The following is a 14,305-nucleotide window of genomic DNA, read 5'->3' as shown; positions in this document are numbered from 1 at the left end:
ACCCCACCGAAAGCGACCTGGGTGACGCTTGCACGATCGTCCGCTACTCGACTCAATCTTTCGTCTAATAAATGCCGATTCAGGCGGTTTTACGTTTCACACCGCGCGACCCGGTCTTTATCATTCCTCTGACCGATAACAGGCTAATTAAAGTTTAGACAGGAAGTCATATGCGTAATGTGGGGCAGGGATGCGGGAACGAGAGTGGCCGGGAATGGCCGAAACGTCGGGTCGCGCCGTGGCTGATGCTGGGCGTCGTTGCGGTTACCGGTAGCGCTCATGCCGAGGAGCCGTTCTCCGCCGATGGCAAATATCTTTTCGGTAACTGGAACGGCACGCGGCCGGCACTCCACGACGCGGGTATCGATTTCGACTTCAACTACGTCGGCGAGTCGGCGACGCTACTCGACGGCGGCTATCACGACAGCCATGTCACCAAGTACGCCGATCAGTTCACCGCCGGCGCGCAGTTCGATCTCGACCGCCTCGCCGACATTCCGGATGCGGTCTTCCAGGTCACGCTGACCAATCGCAACGGACACACGACCAATGATCGCATGAGCGACCCCGATGCCATCGTCGGCGGCTCCAACGTGCAGGAAGTGCAGGGCCGCGGTCCGGTGACACGCATCACCCAACTCTGGTACCAGCAGCGGTTTTTCGATGAACGTCTGGCGGTCAAGCTCGGCCGCATTCCCTTCGGCGACGACTTCGCGGTCTTCGACAACCACTTCCAGAACCTCGCGCTCGGCAGCAATCAGCCCGGCAACTGGGGCAACAACATCTACAACTGGCCGATCTCGCAGTGGGCGGCGGTGGTTCGTGCCGATTTCGCGCCCGACTGGTACGCCCAGGTCGGCGCCTTCGACATCAACGACAGCAATCTGGAGAACGATGGCTTCGACCTGCGCACCAGCGGTAGCGAAGGCACACTCTATCCGATGGAGCTCGGCTTCACGCCCAAGCTGAACGGCCTGCCGGGCGCCTACAAGCTCGGCTACTACTACAACAACGTCGAGAATCGCGCCTACGGCCCCCGCGACGCCGACAGCACCAACGACACCAGCAGCGGCCTCTTCTACGTGGTGGAGCAGCAGGTGACACGGCGTGGCGGCGATGCCGAACGCGGCCTGACACTGTTCAGCATGGGCAATGTCAACCACGGCGATACGGCAGGAATCGATCGTTACTTCGCCGTCGGCGCGATGTACGAAGGCCCGTTCGACGCCCGCCCGCAGGACGATCTCGGTGTTGGCCTTGCCTATCTGCACGTCAATGACGACGTTAACGACTATGTCGACTACTACAACGCCACGCCCGCCGGTTCGCTGACGCCGCTGCCGAATCAGGGCCACGAGTACGATGCGGAGTTCTACTACAGCGTCAACCTGACGCCCTATCTCACCGTGCGCCCCAACCTGCAGTACGTCGTCGATCCTTCCGCGGTGGACGACGTCGACGACGCCTGGGTGGCGGGGACGACGCTACAGGTCTTCTTCTAGCCGAACCGCCTGAATTGCCGAACGCTCACGACACCCCCCGACCGCGATGCGGCCAGGGGGTGTCGGCGTTCGGGACGTCACCCAACGATGAGCGGGGTTATGCAGGGGTAGGCCCGAGGCCGTGATCCTTGGGCTTGCGGATCACCATGAAGTAGAAGAACACCAGCGTCAGCGCGATGAAGAAGAGACTGTCGGGACTGGTCAAGAAGATCAGCGGGTTGCCGTCGTTGATCGAGAGCGAGCGGCGACAGTACTCCTCCAGGCTCGGGCCGAGCACGAAGCCCAGCAGCAGGCAGACGATGGGATACTTCTGGCGGCGCAGAAAGTAGGCGAGCACGCCGAAGACCAGCGCCAGCGCCATCTGGAAAGTCGAGTAGGTCGCCACGTAGCTGCCCACCAGGGCGACGATCGCGATGCTCGAGTAGAGCACGTCGCGGCGGATCGACACGATCTTGAGAAAGTAGGGGCCGAGCAGGTAGAGCGTCAGCGGAATCAGTATCAGGGCGCTGACGAACAGCGAGGCGAACATCGGCGCGATCAGATCGAGCTGCTGCGTCATGAACTGCGGCCCGGGCTGGAGCCCATTGATGACCAGGACGCCGAGGACGATGGCGGTGGTCGGGTCGCCCGGAATGCCGAAGGTCAGCATGGGAACGAAGGCGCCCCCGCACATCGAGTTGTTGGCACACTCGGCGGCGGCGATGCCCTCCGGATTGCCCTTGCCGTAGCGCTCGGGATGTTTCGACGAACGCATCGACTCGGCGTAGGAGACGAAGGCGGCCATCGAGCCGCCGGCGCCCGGCAGGATACCCACCGCGTAACCGATCACCGCGCTTTTCAGGTAGCGCACGAACCCGATTTCGCGGATCTCGGCGAGCGGCGGGACGAAGTCGCGGCGGCGCACCGGGGCGGCCTTGATCATGCCCGGGTCGACGGTGCGCGTGCTGCGGCTGTCCGCCTGGATCAGAAGCTCGCTGATGGCGAAGGTGCCGATGATCAGCGGCATCATGTCGATGCCCTGGACCAGCGTGCTGGTGCCGAAGGTGAAGCGCGCCAGCGGCTGGACCACATCGATACCGATGGTGGCGATCATCACGCCCAGGAGCGTAGCGATCATGCCCTTGGTGACCGAGCCGCGCTGGGAAATGATGATCACGATCAGGGCGAAGGCGATCAGCGAGAACTTGCCCGGGGTGCGGATGAGCAGGGCGACGTCCGCCGCCAGCGGTGCCACCACCATCAGCAGCAGCGCCCCCACCGAGCCACCGATCATCGAGCCGAGTGCCGCGTGACCCAGCGCCTTGGCGCCTTCGCCGCGCTGCTGCATCGGATAGCCCTCCAGCGCCGTCATCATCGATGAAGGGGCGCCGGGAATGTTGATCGTGGTGGCGGTGATGCTGCCGCTGCACATGCCGGCCATGAAGATACTGGCGCAGGCGACCAGCGCCGTGGTGACGTCGAGGCTGTAGGTCAGCGGCAGCAGCAGCGCGATCGCGAGTACCGAAGTAAGCCCCGGCACGGCGCCGAAGAAGGTGCCGATGAGAAAGCCCCCGATCATGTAGAGCAGGGTTTCGGGGTTGGCGAGGGCGGCGAAGCCGCCCATCAGGCCGGAAAGGGTATCCATGATCACTGGCTCCAGAGCGTAGGCAGTCGAACCTGGAAGACGACCTCGAACAGCAGGTAGCCGGCGAGCGTGATGGCCACCGTGGCGACCAGCTTCGACACCCACTGCTGTCGCAGGCCGCCGCTGAAGAGCCCGGTCAGCAGCAGTACGTAGACGAAAGTGGCGACGAAATAGCCGATCAGATCGAATGCCAGCAGATAGCCCGCCGTCAGCACGATGACCCCGATCGCCCCCGGCGTGAGGCCAACGTAGCGCCTGGCGACCGGCGCATCGTCCCGGCCTTCTTCCCCGGCCTGCGTCGAAGCGGCAGCGGCGGGTTCGGGGGCTTCGGGTCTGGCGCGCAGCGCGCTGACCATGGCGACGACGAGGGCGATCAGCACCACGATCGCCGTGGCGATGGGAAAGAACGAGGCCGTCATGTTGCCGCCACGCATGGGCGGGCCGAGCTCGAGAGCGGAGATCAGATAGATCAGGGTGACGACCGCGAGGATCGCCGGCAGCACGAACTCGCCGTCGAGCAGGCGGGATCGGAGAGCGTGTCTCGAGGGCATGGTGGCGTATCTCCGAAGCGCGCCCCGGGCCGAGCGGATGGCCGGCACGAGGCGATGGTGGAATCTCGGGGGAGCCGAGGGGTTGGGCGCGGCGACCCCGGCGCGGGGATCGCCGCTGGCACGACGGTTACTTCTCGAGCACGCCCTGTTCGACCAGATCGTCCATGGTGGTGAAGAGCTGCTGCTGGGTCTCGTTCGCCCACTCGGTCACGTCGCCGGCGCCGAGCCAGGCCGGCGTGACGCCGATCTGCTCCAGCCACTGCTGGAACTCGTCGCTTTCATAAGCCTCGTGATAGGTGCTTTCGAGGGTCTCGACGACGTCGTCCGGCGTGCGCGCCGGCGCGACCAGCACGATGAAGCTACCCATTTCGAGATCGATGCCGGTGTCGGTTTCGGTGACCGGCGGCACGTCGGGGAAGCCCTCGTTCTGCGTGTCGGTGAATTCCACCAGACCGCGGGCCTGGCCGGATTCGATCAGCGGCGCGAGGTCGCCGAGACTCGTCACCACGGCGTCGACCTCGCCGTTGAGCAGCGCCTCTTTCTGCGTCGCCGCGCTGTTGTCGTAGGAGACGATCTTGAACTCGGTGCCGGTGAGTTCCTGGAGCTGCAGCATGGTGAGGTGGGTTCGCGCACCCATGTTCTGCACGCCGACGCGGATGCTGCCGGGATTCTCCTTGGCGGCGGCGATCAGCTCCTCGAACGTCTCGAAGGGCGCACTCTCGGAGACCGTGATCGCGTCCGCTTCGCTGGTAATACGCGCGATCATGCGCATCTTGTCCATGGTGAAACCGGGCAGCATGTTCTTCCACGGGATGGTGATGATGCTGTCGTAGGTGATCGCCGCGATGGTCTGGCCGTCCGGACGCGCCTTCATCAGCTGCAGCAGACCCGTCGCCGTCATCCCGCCCTCGACGTTCTCGACGTACATCGAGACCGGCAGCGACTCCTCGGCGATGTTGGAGATCTTGCGCACGATGGCGTCCGTGCCGCCCCCGGCGGCGGCGGGCACGATCACCCTGACGTCGCGTTCCGGGTAGTCGGCCTGAACGGCGCCGGCGGAGAGAGCGGTCAGTGCGGTGAGTCCGAGACAGAGCGTCTTGAGTGTCATGAGGCGTTCCCCGTGGCTGGATTGCGGTCGTGGTTCGTGGTTCGTGATTCGGCTCGACGCCTCAAAGCGGCGAGAAGGAGACGGAGCGCAGCAGCTTGTTCTCCTGGTACTGCACGTTGCCGGCCTCCGCGCTCTTGCGGCGATAGGCGATCCAGTCGGGGTCTTTCTCCATGTCGCCGCGCTTTTGCTCGCGCTCGGCGGCGCTGGCGTAGCCCCAGAGATGCACCACCTGATTCTGCGGTCCGGTCTCGACGGTGAAGTAGCCGATCGGCTCGCCGAGATGGCGTCGCTGGATCGGCAGGCCTTCGCGTTCGTAGAGTTCGAGAAAGGCGTTCAGCCTTCCGGGCACCATGGTGTAAGTGCGCTGGTCAACGATCATGCGGCGTCTCCAGGTTGTGAGTCGGCGAAGGATTCGACCATCGGCGCCGCCGTCGGGATTAACGACGGCGTGATTCGCGAGCGTGTGACGCAGGTATACCCGGTCATTTTGTAGGATGTAATACAACCTTGGTGGCAAGCCGGCGTTTCGCCGCGACTTCGCGGCATTTCGCCTCGATTTCCTGCATTGGCCCGATTTGGCGCATTCGCTATGCTGGCCCACCGAACCCTGTCATTCCCGCTTTCGCCATGGAGTTCCCGATGCCGCCACCCGAGTCGCACGATCTCGACGCTGAATGGTTCGCCGAGCCGGCGTTTCCCGACGAGCTGGGCGAGGCGCGCGAGGCGGCCGAGCGGCGCCTGCGAGAGGCGATCGCCTCCTGCGAAGAGGAAGCCACCGTCGCCGCCTGGCGTGAGCTGGGTGACGACAGGCGCCAGGCCCTGCTACGAACGGTGGTGCTGTCGGATTTCGCCCTCGAGACGCTGACCCACGACCCGACGCGACTGCTCGCGCTGCGCGACAGCGGCGAGCTGGATGCCGCGCCGAGCCGGGAGGCACTCGAAGCCGCCCTCGCCGAGTCGCTCGACGGCGAGGAAGACGAGGCGGGGCTTCACGCGGCGCTGCGCCGATTCCGTCAGACGCGGATGCTGGGCATCGTCTGGCGCGACCTTGACGGCGGCGGCATGTGGCAGACGGCGGCGGCGGTGTCGGCACTCGCGGAGGTGTGCGTCGAAGGCGCGCTGGTCTGGCTCGAGCGCCATTTCGCCAAGCGTTGGGGGACGCCGCAGCCGCGGGAGAGCGGCGAGGCGCAGCGGCTGGTGGTGCTCGGCATGGGCAAGCTCGGCGCCGGCGAGCTCAACCTCTCCTCGGATATCGATCTGATCTTCGCCTTCCCCGAGAAGGGCACGAGCCAGGGCGGCGAGCGTCAGTACGACCACCAGCAGTACTTCACCAAGCTGGGCCAGAAGCTGATCGCCGCGCTGGATGCGATCACCGCCGACGGCTTCGTGTTCCGGGTCGACATGCGCCTGCGCCCGCTCGGCGACGGCGGCCCGCTGGTGGGCAGCTTCAATACGCTGACGGCCTACTATCAGGATCAGGGCCGGGAGTGGGAGCGCTACGCCATGCTCAAGGCGCGGCCCATCGCCGGTGACACGGCAGCGGGCGAGGCGCTGCTCGACGCGCTCAAGCCGTTCATCTACCGCCGGTATCTGGATTTCGGCGCGATCGCGTCCCTGCGTGAGATGAAGTCGCTGATCCATCGTGAGGTCAAACGCCTCGGGCGCGACGACAACATCAAGCTCGGCCGCGGCGGTATTCGCGAGGTGGAGTTCGTGGTCCAGGCGTTCCAGCTCATTCGCGGCGGACGCGACACCGAGCTGCAGGTCAGCTCGCTGGAGCGCGCCATGCGCTGTCTGGTCGAACTTGAGCTGCTGCCCCAAGCGGTCGTGACCGAACTCCACGACGACTACGTCTTTCTGCGCGATCTCGAGCATGCACTGCAGGCGCAGCACGACCGACAGACGCAGAAGCTGCCGGAAAGCGAGACCGACCGCGCCCGGCTGGCGATGGCGCTCGACTTTCCCGACTGGGAAGCGCTTCTTGCCGCGCTCGAGGCCGCGCGGGGGCGGGTACGCCACCATTTCGATGCGGTCGTCGCCGATCCCGAGGAGAGCGATACGGACGACGACCGCGCCGAGAATCAGGACGAGACGACGGGGTCCGGCGGCACCGACGCGCGGGATCGCGCCCTCACGCTCTGGGGGCAGCTCTGGCGCGGCGAGCTCGACGAGTCCACGAGCGAAGAACTGTTGGCAAAGGCCGGCTTCTCGCTGCCCGAGACGCAGCGCCGGCTGGCCGCCTTTCGCGACGCCCGTGGCGTGCGCGCCATGCAGCGCATCGGCTTCGAGCGGCTCGAAACGGTGATGCCGCTACTGCTGCAGGCCGCCGCCGAGAGCGACTCGCCGAGTCTGGCATTCGAGCGGGTCCTGCCGCTGATCGAGGCGGTGCTGCGGCGTACCGCTTATCTCTCGCTGCTGCGCGAGAACCCGCAGGTGCTGCCGGCGCTGCTCAAGCTCTGCAGCGCCAGCCCGTGGATCGCCGAGCAGCTGGCACGCCATCCGATCCTGCTCGACGAACTGCTCACGCCGGCGACGCTCTACTCCCCGGCGGACAAGGCGCGGCTGGCTGACGAGCTGCGTCAGGCACTGGCGCGGGTGCCGGAAGACGACGACGAAGGCCAGTTGGAGGTGCTGCGAGTGTTCAAGCAGACCCAGGTGCTGCGCGTCGCCGCCTCCGACGTCGCCGGTGGCCGGGTGCTGATGAAGGTCAGCGACTATCTGACCGCCATCGCCGAGGTGATACTGGAGAGCGTGCTGCAGATGGCGTGGCGCTCGCTCACCGCGCGCTACGGCCGTCCCGCCCCCCGCGACGGTGAGCGCGAAGCGGCGTTTTCGATCGTCGGCTACGGCAAGCTCGGCGGCATCGAGCTCGGCTACGGCTCGGATCTCGACGTCGTCTTTCTCTACGACGCCGCGCCGCGGGGCGTCACCGACGGCGCCAAGTCGATCGACAACGTGGTCTTCTTCACCCGGCTGGGCCAGCGCATCATCCACCTGCTGACGGTCACCACCCCGAGCGGCACGCTCTACGAAGTCGACCTGCGCCTGCGCCCCTCGGGCAGCGCCGGCCTGCTGGTCTCCTCGATGGAGGCGTTCGCCGAGTATCAGCGCCGGGAGGCGTGGACCTGGGAGCACCAGGCACTGGTGAGGGCGCGCCCGGTAGCGGGCAGCGTCGCGCTCGGCGAGCGGTTCGCCAGCGTGCGCGCGGAGATTCTGGGCCAGAAGCGCGATGACGAGGCGCTGCGTCAGGCGGTGATCGAGATGCGTGCCAAGATGCGCGATCACCTGGGCAGCGGCGGCGAGGCGCGAGCGGCGGGGCGCTTTCATCTCAAGCAGGACGACGGCGGCCTGGTGGATATCGAGTTCATGAACCAGTACGCGGTGCTGGCGCTGTCCCACGAGACACCGGCGCTGCTGGAGGTCACCGACAACATGCGCATTCTGGATGCGCTGGCGGAGCGTGCGCGGCTGCCCGAAGACGAGGCGCGCGATCTGCAGGCGGCCTATCTCGCCTACCGCGACGCGACACACCGCGCGGCGCTGGCCAAATCCGGCAGTCTCGTCGACGAGAGCGCTTTCGTCACGCATCGTCAGCGAGTGTGCGAGCTGTGGCAGAAGTGGATGCGGCCGGCGTGACGCCGTCGAAAGCCTTGGCGTGGCATGAAACCCGGGGATTATCACGCTATCCTCTGGCGTCATACCGATTTCATGCGGCTGTCATCGTCGCGTCACATCGAGGTTTGCATGCTCTCTCTTTCGTCGGCGACGGAGCTCGCCCACGGCAACGACCGGGCGGTCTATCGCCATCCGGATCATCCCGACCGCTGTATCAAGGTGGCGCGCTTTCCCGAGCGGGGCAGCGAGCAGAATGCCCGCGAAAAGGCTTACTTCGAGCGCCTCGCACGCCGCGGCATGACGGACTGGCAGCGCGTGCCGGCCTACTACGGCACGCTCGAGACGGATCGCGGGGAAGGGCTGGTCTTCGCGCTGATACGGGATGCCGACGGCGAACTCTCTCAGACGATTCGCCAGTGGCGCGACCGCGGTGACACCGGCTGGTTCGAGACTGCCGCCTTTCGCGCCGAGCTCGAGCGGCTCTACCGCTACCTCCGTGCGCAGTGGATCGTTCCCTCCGACATCAACGACCGCAACATCGTCTGTCAGCGACGCGGCGATGACAGCCTTCGGCTGTGGCTGATCGACGGTGTCTCCAATCCTGACTTTCTGCCGCTGGCGAACGTCTGGCCGTGGTTTGCCCGTAAAAAGATCGATCGGCGCATGGCGCGCTTCTTCGCCAAGCTCACCGGCTACGGCCTGCTTCCCGCCGCGAGCCGCGAGTCGATTCTCGCAAGCGTACGCTGACGCCCCGTCGCCCGATGAGACGTCGCGTGTCGCCCGGCGTCTCAGGTCCTGTCGTCGAGCGGCCTGCGCGGATCGCGGCCGATGGGGTGCGGCTCGTTGCGCGCCTTGGCAAGCTCGATCTGGCGCTGACGCTCGCGGGCCCCGGCACGGGTCTTTTCCGATAGCGAATCCCAGCAGTGGGGGCAGCTCACGCCCGGCGAGTACTTGTCCGAGGCCTTATCCTCCGCCGAGATCGGCCGACGACAGGCGTGACACTGGTCGTATTCGCCCTCGGTGAGGTCGTGACGCACCGTCACCCGGTTATCGAAGACGAAGCAGTCTCCGCGCCAGCGGGTCTCGGCCTCCGGCACTTTCTCCAGATAGTTGAGAATCCCGCCCTTGAGGTGAAAGACCTCCTCGAACCCCTCGTTGAGCATGAAGCTCGATGCCTTTTCGCAGCGGATACCCCCGGTGCAGAACATCGCCACCTTCTTGTGCCGGGCGGGATCGTAGTGCTCGCGAACGTACTCGGGGAATTCGCGGAACGAGCGGGTCTCCGGGTCGATCGCCCCCTCGAAGCTGCCGATGGCGACCTCGTAGTCGTTGCGGGTGTCGATCACCAGCACTTCCGGGTCGTCGATCAGCGCGTTCCACGCCTGGGGTTCGACGTAGGTGCCGACGCGGTGATTGGGGTCGACCTCGTCGACACCCATGGTGACGATCTCGCGCTTCAATTTCACCTTGGTGCGATAGAACGGGTGCGCCTCGGCGTAGGACTCCTTGTGGTCCAGCCCGGCGAGGCGCTCGTCGCGTCTGAGCCAGTCGAGCAGGGCGTCGATGGCGTCACGCGTGCCGGAGACGGTGCCGTTGATGCCTTCGGCGGCGAGCAGCAGCGTGCCTTTGACGTCGAGGCGTTTCATCTCCTCGAGCAGCGGCTCGCGCAGGGATTCGTAGTCATCGAGGGTCACGAAGCGGTACAACGCCGCGACCACGATCGGTCGATCGGTTGGGGACATGCGATGGCTCCAGGCAGTCGCCCGCGTAAAGGGCGGACCGGGTGGGGTACCGAGGGGTACGGAAACGAACGCGACATATTTTACGCCGCTGGCGGGCGAGGTCCAGCGACGGGGTGTCGCGCAGCGCCGCGTAGTCGCCAAGCCTCAAACGCCGCTGAGGCAGCGGGCGTCGTCTTCGCTATGGCCCTGCGCGCGCAGTCCGCGACGGATCGCTTGGCGTTCGGCAAGCGGCTTGTGCTGGCTCGCCTTGCGCTTGCCCTCGATCCGCGTGATGACGAGTTCGACGCCGACGATGGCGCCACACAGCTTGGCGACGAAGTCGCTCGGGGCGTCGGTGACCGACCAGGGTGACGGCTGCGCGCGCTCGAAGCGCTCGGTCAGGCTTTTGACATGGGCGTCGAGCCAGTCGGCATCGTCGATACGCTTCACGACGCCGTGAACGTGCACCACCTGATAGTTCCAGGTGGGGACGACGCGCCCGTGTTCGCGTTTGGCCGGATACCAGGTGGGGGTGATATACGCCTGCGGGCCGTGGAATATCGCCATCGCCTCGATGGCTCCCGCCTCATTCAGCCGCTCGGCCAGCGGGTTGGCGAGAGCGACGTGGCCCAGAAGGCGCTCGCCGGCGGCGGCCATTGCACTGGCGTCGCGCAGCAGCGGCAGATGATCGGCGTCGATGCCGCCATCCCTACCCGAGGTGATCAGCGTGGCGAAGGGGGCGTCGTCGATGGCCTGGGCGAGAGCACTGGGATCGCCGATTCGGAACTGGCGGGGTTGATGCATGGCTCAGCCCCCTGACTCGTGAAAGCTGGCGGCGATCGTCGACAGCGATTGCCGCTGATGGCCGTAGTCATCGACGTTCTCCGGGGCGAGCCAGGCCCGTTGAATCGCCCGGAGCTCGGGCCACTCGGCATCGACGATGGAGAACCAGGCCGTGTCGCGATTGCGCCCGTTCACTACGCGGTGTTGGCGAAACACGCCTTCGAAGCGAAAGCCCAGCCGCTCGGCGGCGCGTCGTGAGGCGGCGTTCAGCGCATCGCACTTCCACTCCACCCGGCGATAGCCGAGCGCGAAGGCGTGGGCGATCAGTTGCATCAGGGACTCGCTGGCCAGCGCCGTGCGCGCAAGTTCGGGGGAGAAGTTGAGATGCCCGATCTCCAGGCTGGCATTGGTCGTATCGATTCGCAGATAGGCCGCCATGCCGAGCGCGTGGCCATCGGCGTCGACGATGGCAAAGGCGAGCGGGTCGCTTTCGGCGCTCATCGACGCGAGCCAGGCGAGACAGCCCGCCTCGTCGTCGAAGGGGCGACCGCCGAGATAGGTCCAGCGAGCGCCGGCGTCATCGTCTGCCGCGATCGCCGGATCGCTCTGCTGCCAGGCCCGCCAGAGGGCGGGGCCGTGGCGCACGGCGTCGAGCGGTTCGAGGGCGCCGAAGCGTCCGCTCAGCCTGACCGCGGCCGGCGCCGGTGGCGCTTGCCAGCCGATGATGGCGGTTCCCACCGGCTGGCCGTAGCGGTTCGTCGTCTCGCTCATGTTGTCGCTCCACAACCGCAGTTCGCGATCTCGTCCGGCCGCAGCGAGCCAGGGTCGATTCCGGTCGCGACCGGGTGGCCGTCGCGCCGCCAGAAGTCCAGACCGCCCAGCAGTTCCTTGACTCGAAACCCGGCGCTCGCGAGCTTGAACGCGCCGCGGGTCGAGCCGTTGCAGCCGATGCCGTCGCAGTAGCAGACATAGACGCGATCGGTCGCGAGCTTGGCCAGCCGCTCGGCCGTCATGTCGACGTGGGGCAGGCTGATCGCCCCGGGAATATGGCCGGCGGCGTAGTGCGACGGCGAACGGGTGTCGATGACGACCAGTGTCTCGACTTCGGCGGCGAGATCCACCGCCAGATCCCAGGCGTCGGTGTGCAGCGCGAGCTTTTTCGCCATGGCCGCGGGCATGACGTCAGGGTAGGCGGGCGGGGTATCGAGAACGCGGGAGGCAGGGGTCATGGCAAGCTCCAGGGTGGAAATGAGAACCCGAGTGGTAGCGGGAAGAAGCGATTCGAATCGATAGGGGGCGAGCGAGCCGAGATCGAATCTACGGCCGCACGGTCAGCACATAGGTATCGAACGCGTCGTCGCGCTGCCAGCCGAGCGCCTCGTAGCGCGATTTGGCGGCGACGTTGCCGACCTGGGTGCGCAGCATCAGTTTGGGCACGCCGCGGCTCGCGGCGTGCTCGTGGGCGGCCTCCAGCAGTGTCGTACCCACGCCGCGCCGGCGGGCCTCGGGCTTCACAAAGAGGTCGTTGAGGATCCAGCGCGGGGCGAGATCGGCGGTGGAAGGTAGCGGGAAGAGTTGCGCGAAGCCTACGGCACGCGCGTCTCCGGCGGCGTTATCGGAGGCCAGCAGGATCTCGGCGTCGCCATTGGCCAGGCGCGAGCGCATGAAGTCCCGCGTGCCGTCGAAATTCGTGGCTTGGTCGTAGAAACGGCGATAGGCGTCGACCAGCGGGACGAGGCTGTCGAGATCGTCTCGAGCGGCAGGGCGGGTCGCGATCATGGGGCACTCCATCGGTGGGGCGGTGAACGGTCGGCCATGCGAGCGCTCGTCGAGTGGCAGCGCTGGCATTGCGTCGAGAGTGCCGCGATAGTGGTTCTGTGGTAAGAGCCAATTGCAGCCGAATGGGAGGAACCGGTGAGACAGGCCAACGACACCCGACTCTGGATCATCGAGGCGCTGGGCATGCGGTTTGCCGAGCCTTCCCACGAGACGCTGTCGCAGCGGCTCTACGTCGCGCTTCGCGAGCTGATCCAGCAGGGGCGGCTGGCGCCGGGCTGCGCGCTGCCGTCGTCGCGACGGCTCGCCGCTGCCCTGGGGCTCGGCCGCAATACCGTGCTGACGGCCATCGACCGGTTGATCGCGGAGGGATTCCTGCTCGCCCGATCGGGGGCGGGCGTGTTCGTCGCGGACTGGCAGCCGACGCGCGACGTTCCGGATTCGAGCGAGACGCCTTCGGCGCGGCTCTCGCAGCGCGGCGCGCGCATCCTCGACTTCAGCGCCACGCTCGGCGAGCGACACGCCGCTTTCGCTCCCGGCGTGCCGGCGCTCGATTGCCTGCCGAGAGAGCGCTGGCAGCGGCTGCTGCGTCGCCACCAGCAGCGCGCCCCCGCGGCCTGGTTCGACTACCCGACCGAGGGCGGTCTGCCGGCGCTGCGAGAGGCGCTCTGCGACTATCTGCGGCTGTCGCGTTCGGTGCGGTGCGAGGCGGGACGCATCCTGATCACCCAGGGGGCGCAGCAGGGCTTCGAGCTGATCGCGCGACTGCTGGCGGACCCCGGCGACAGCGTCTGGATGGAGGAGCCCGGCTACGGCGGGGCACAGGCGTGCTTTCACTCGGCGGGACTCGCGATGACGCCGGTGCCGGTGGACGAGGCGGGCATGAACGTGGCGTCGCTGCCCGCGAACGCGCCCGAGCCCAGGCTGATCTACGTCACCCCGTCGCACCAGTATCCCAGTGGCGTCACGCTCTCACTGCCCCGGCGTGCGGCACTGCTCGAACGGGCAAAGCGCCACGACGCCTGGATCATCGAGGACGACTACGACAGCGAGTTTCGCTACGCCAGCGCGCCCATCGCGGCGATGCAGGGGCTGCGCGAGGATGCGCGGGTGATCTATGTCGGCACTTTCAGCAAGGTGCTCTATCCGGGCATGCGGCTGGGCTATCTGGTGCTGCCGCCGGCACTGGTCGAACCCTTCCGGCGCGCCAATGCGCGGCTGCATCGCGAGGGGCAGTACGTGATCCAGGCGGCGCTCGCTGACTTCATGGCCGAGGGCCACTTCGGACGCCACGTCGCACGCATGCGCGAGCGCTATCGCGGTCGTCAGGCCCGATTACGAGCGGCGTTGGCGCCGGCGGTAGAGAAAGGACTCTCGCTTTCCGATGGGCAGGCGGGCATGCATCTGGTGGCGGGGGTCGACTCGCTCGAGCTGGAAGAAGCGCTGGTCGCTCGCGGGCGAAAGGCGGGCATTCAGCTCTCGCCGCTGTCGCGTTTCTACCTCGAAACCCCGGGTCGACCGGGGCTGGTGCTCGGCTACGCCGCGGCGAGCGAGGAGGCGATCGACACGGCCGGCGCCTGGCTCGCCACGGCATGGCTCGAGCTGACAGGACGAGGCTGAATGCT

The 14,305-nt window shown here is 66.7% G+C and carries 13 protein-coding genes; 4 read left to right on the top strand and 9 right to left on the bottom strand.

Going from position 1 to position 14,305, the window contains the following annotated elements; translation table 11 throughout:
* The first annotated feature begins 170 nt into the window (after positions 1-170).
* A complete protein-coding gene (locus DOM33_RS05755; protein ID WP_204352612.1) occupies positions 171-1,502 on the top strand; it encodes a carbohydrate porin in 1,332 nt (443 codons plus the stop codon).
* 97 nt (positions 1,503-1,599) lie between these two features.
* Here the strand turns inward: DOM33_RS05755 and DOM33_RS05750 are convergent, their stop codons facing one another.
* From DOM33_RS05750 to DOM33_RS05735, 4 genes are all read right to left on the bottom strand, one after another.
* Complete coding sequence (locus DOM33_RS05750) at positions 1,600-3,126, bottom strand: tripartite tricarboxylate transporter permease (RefSeq protein ID WP_110666624.1); 1,527 nt, start codon at positions 3,124-3,126, stop codon at positions 1,600-1,602.
* A 2-nt stretch (positions 3,127-3,128) separates the two neighbouring features.
* Complete coding sequence (locus DOM33_RS05745) at positions 3,129-3,677, bottom strand: tripartite tricarboxylate transporter TctB family protein (protein WP_110666623.1); 549 nt, start codon at positions 3,675-3,677, stop codon at positions 3,129-3,131.
* Positions 3,678-3,804: 127 nt separating this feature from the next.
* Positions 3,805-4,785, bottom strand: coding sequence for a Bug family tripartite tricarboxylate transporter substrate binding protein (locus DOM33_RS05740; RefSeq protein ID WP_110666621.1), 981 nt, complete (start codon positions 4,783-4,785; stop codon positions 3,805-3,807).
* Positions 4,786-4,846: 61 nt separating this feature from the next.
* The gene (locus tag DOM33_RS05735) at positions 4,847-5,164 is read right to left on the bottom strand and encodes an NIPSNAP family protein (protein WP_110666619.1); all 318 of its coding nucleotides are present in this window, start codon (positions 5,162-5,164) and stop codon (positions 4,847-4,849) included.
* Between the two features lie 260 nt (positions 5,165-5,424).
* On the opposite strand from DOM33_RS05735, the gene glnE reads away from it, so the two are divergent.
* Together glnE and DOM33_RS05725 are read left to right on the top strand one after the other, a co-directional pair.
* Positions 5,425-8,421 (top strand): bifunctional [glutamate--ammonia ligase]-adenylyl-L-tyrosine phosphorylase/[glutamate--ammonia-ligase] adenylyltransferase, encoded by a 2,997-nt coding sequence (gene glnE / locus DOM33_RS05730; RefSeq protein ID WP_110666617.1) that lies wholly within the window; start codon positions 5,425-5,427, stop codon positions 8,419-8,421.
* A 108-nt stretch (positions 8,422-8,529) separates the two neighbouring features.
* Complete coding sequence (locus tag DOM33_RS05725; protein WP_162617904.1) at positions 8,530-9,147, top strand: YrbL family protein; 618 nt, start codon at positions 8,530-8,532, stop codon at positions 9,145-9,147.
* Between the two features lie 41 nt (positions 9,148-9,188).
* On the opposite strand, the gene trhO is transcribed toward DOM33_RS05725, so the two are convergent.
* The 5 genes from trhO to DOM33_RS05700 all read right to left on the bottom strand — a co-directional run bounded on the left by trhO (position 9,189) and on the right by DOM33_RS05700 (position 12,683).
* On the bottom strand, positions 9,189-10,142 hold the full coding sequence (gene trhO / locus DOM33_RS05720) for an oxygen-dependent tRNA uridine(34) hydroxylase TrhO (RefSeq protein ID WP_110666614.1): 954 nt from the start codon (positions 10,140-10,142) through the stop codon (positions 9,189-9,191).
* A 144-nt stretch (positions 10,143-10,286) separates the two neighbouring features.
* On the bottom strand, positions 10,287-10,925 hold the full coding sequence (locus tag DOM33_RS05715) for an FMN-binding negative transcriptional regulator (RefSeq protein WP_110666612.1): 639 nt from the start codon (positions 10,923-10,925) through the stop codon (positions 10,287-10,289).
* Between the two features lie 3 nt (positions 10,926-10,928).
* The gene (locus DOM33_RS05710; protein ID WP_110666610.1) at positions 10,929-11,675 is read right to left on the bottom strand and encodes a GNAT family N-acetyltransferase; all 747 of its coding nucleotides are present in this window, start codon (positions 11,673-11,675) and stop codon (positions 10,929-10,931) included.
* Positions 11,672-12,133, bottom strand: coding sequence for a rhodanese-like domain-containing protein (locus tag DOM33_RS05705; protein WP_110666608.1), 462 nt, complete (start codon positions 12,131-12,133; stop codon positions 11,672-11,674). Before DOM33_RS05705 ends, DOM33_RS05710 begins: the two co-directional genes overlap by 4 nt.
* Positions 12,134-12,221: 88 nt before the next feature.
* Positions 12,222-12,683: a GNAT family N-acetyltransferase gene (locus DOM33_RS05700; protein ID WP_110666606.1), complete on the bottom strand. Its 462-nt coding sequence runs from the start codon at positions 12,681-12,683 to the stop codon at positions 12,222-12,224.
* A gap of 183 nt (positions 12,684-12,866) precedes the next feature.
* Between DOM33_RS05700 and pdxR the strand changes: the two genes are divergently transcribed.
* Positions 12,867-14,300, top strand: coding sequence for a MocR-like pyridoxine biosynthesis transcription factor PdxR (pdxR, locus tag DOM33_RS05695; protein ID WP_110667577.1), 1,434 nt, complete (start codon positions 12,867-12,869; stop codon positions 14,298-14,300).
* The last annotated feature ends 5 nt before the right edge of the window (positions 14,301-14,305 follow it).

Origin of the sequence: Salinicola halophilus (assembly GCF_003206155.1) — a bacterium.
GTDB classification, from domain to species: Bacteria; Pseudomonadota; Gammaproteobacteria; order Pseudomonadales; family Halomonadaceae; genus Salinicola; species Salinicola halophilus.
Note: the sequence above shows the minus strand (reverse complement) of the source record. Positions and strands in the feature narration are given on the sequence as shown.

Excerpts from the sequence above, each read along its gene's own strand:
- DOM33_RS05755 (WP_204352612.1), top strand. The coding sequence starts at position 171 with ATGCGTAATGTGGGGCAGGGATGCGGGAACGAGAGTGGCCGGGAATGG.
- DOM33_RS05750 (WP_110666624.1), bottom strand. The coding sequence starts at position 3,126 with ATGGATACCCTTTCCGGCCTGATGGGCGGCTTCGCCGCCCTCGCCAAC.
- DOM33_RS05745 (WP_110666623.1), bottom strand. The coding sequence starts at position 3,677 with ATGCCCTCGAGACACGCTCTCCGATCCCGCCTGCTCGACGGCGAGTTC.
- DOM33_RS05740 (WP_110666621.1), bottom strand. The coding sequence starts at position 4,785 with ATGACACTCAAGACGCTCTGTCTCGGACTCACCGCACTGACCGCTCTC.
- DOM33_RS05735 (WP_110666619.1), bottom strand. The coding sequence starts at position 5,164 with ATGATCGTTGACCAGCGCACTTACACCATGGTGCCCGGAAGGCTGAAC.
- glnE (WP_110666617.1), top strand. The coding sequence starts at position 5,425 with ATGCCGCCACCCGAGTCGCACGATCTCGACGCTGAATGGTTCGCCGAG.
- DOM33_RS05725 (WP_162617904.1), top strand. The coding sequence starts at position 8,530 with ATGCTCTCTCTTTCGTCGGCGACGGAGCTCGCCCACGGCAACGACCGG.
- trhO (WP_110666614.1), bottom strand. The coding sequence starts at position 10,142 with ATGTCCCCAACCGATCGACCGATCGTGGTCGCGGCGTTGTACCGCTTC.
- DOM33_RS05715 (WP_110666612.1), bottom strand. The coding sequence starts at position 10,925 with ATGCATCAACCCCGCCAGTTCCGAATCGGCGATCCCAGTGCTCTCGCC.
- DOM33_RS05710 (WP_110666610.1), bottom strand. The coding sequence starts at position 11,675 with ATGAGCGAGACGACGAACCGCTACGGCCAGCCGGTGGGAACCGCCATC.
- DOM33_RS05705 (WP_110666608.1), bottom strand. The coding sequence starts at position 12,133 with ATGACCCCTGCCTCCCGCGTTCTCGATACCCCGCCCGCCTACCCTGAC.
- DOM33_RS05700 (WP_110666606.1), bottom strand. The coding sequence starts at position 12,683 with ATGATCGCGACCCGCCCTGCCGCTCGAGACGATCTCGACAGCCTCGTC.
- pdxR (WP_110667577.1), top strand. The coding sequence starts at position 12,867 with ATGCGGTTTGCCGAGCCTTCCCACGAGACGCTGTCGCAGCGGCTCTAC.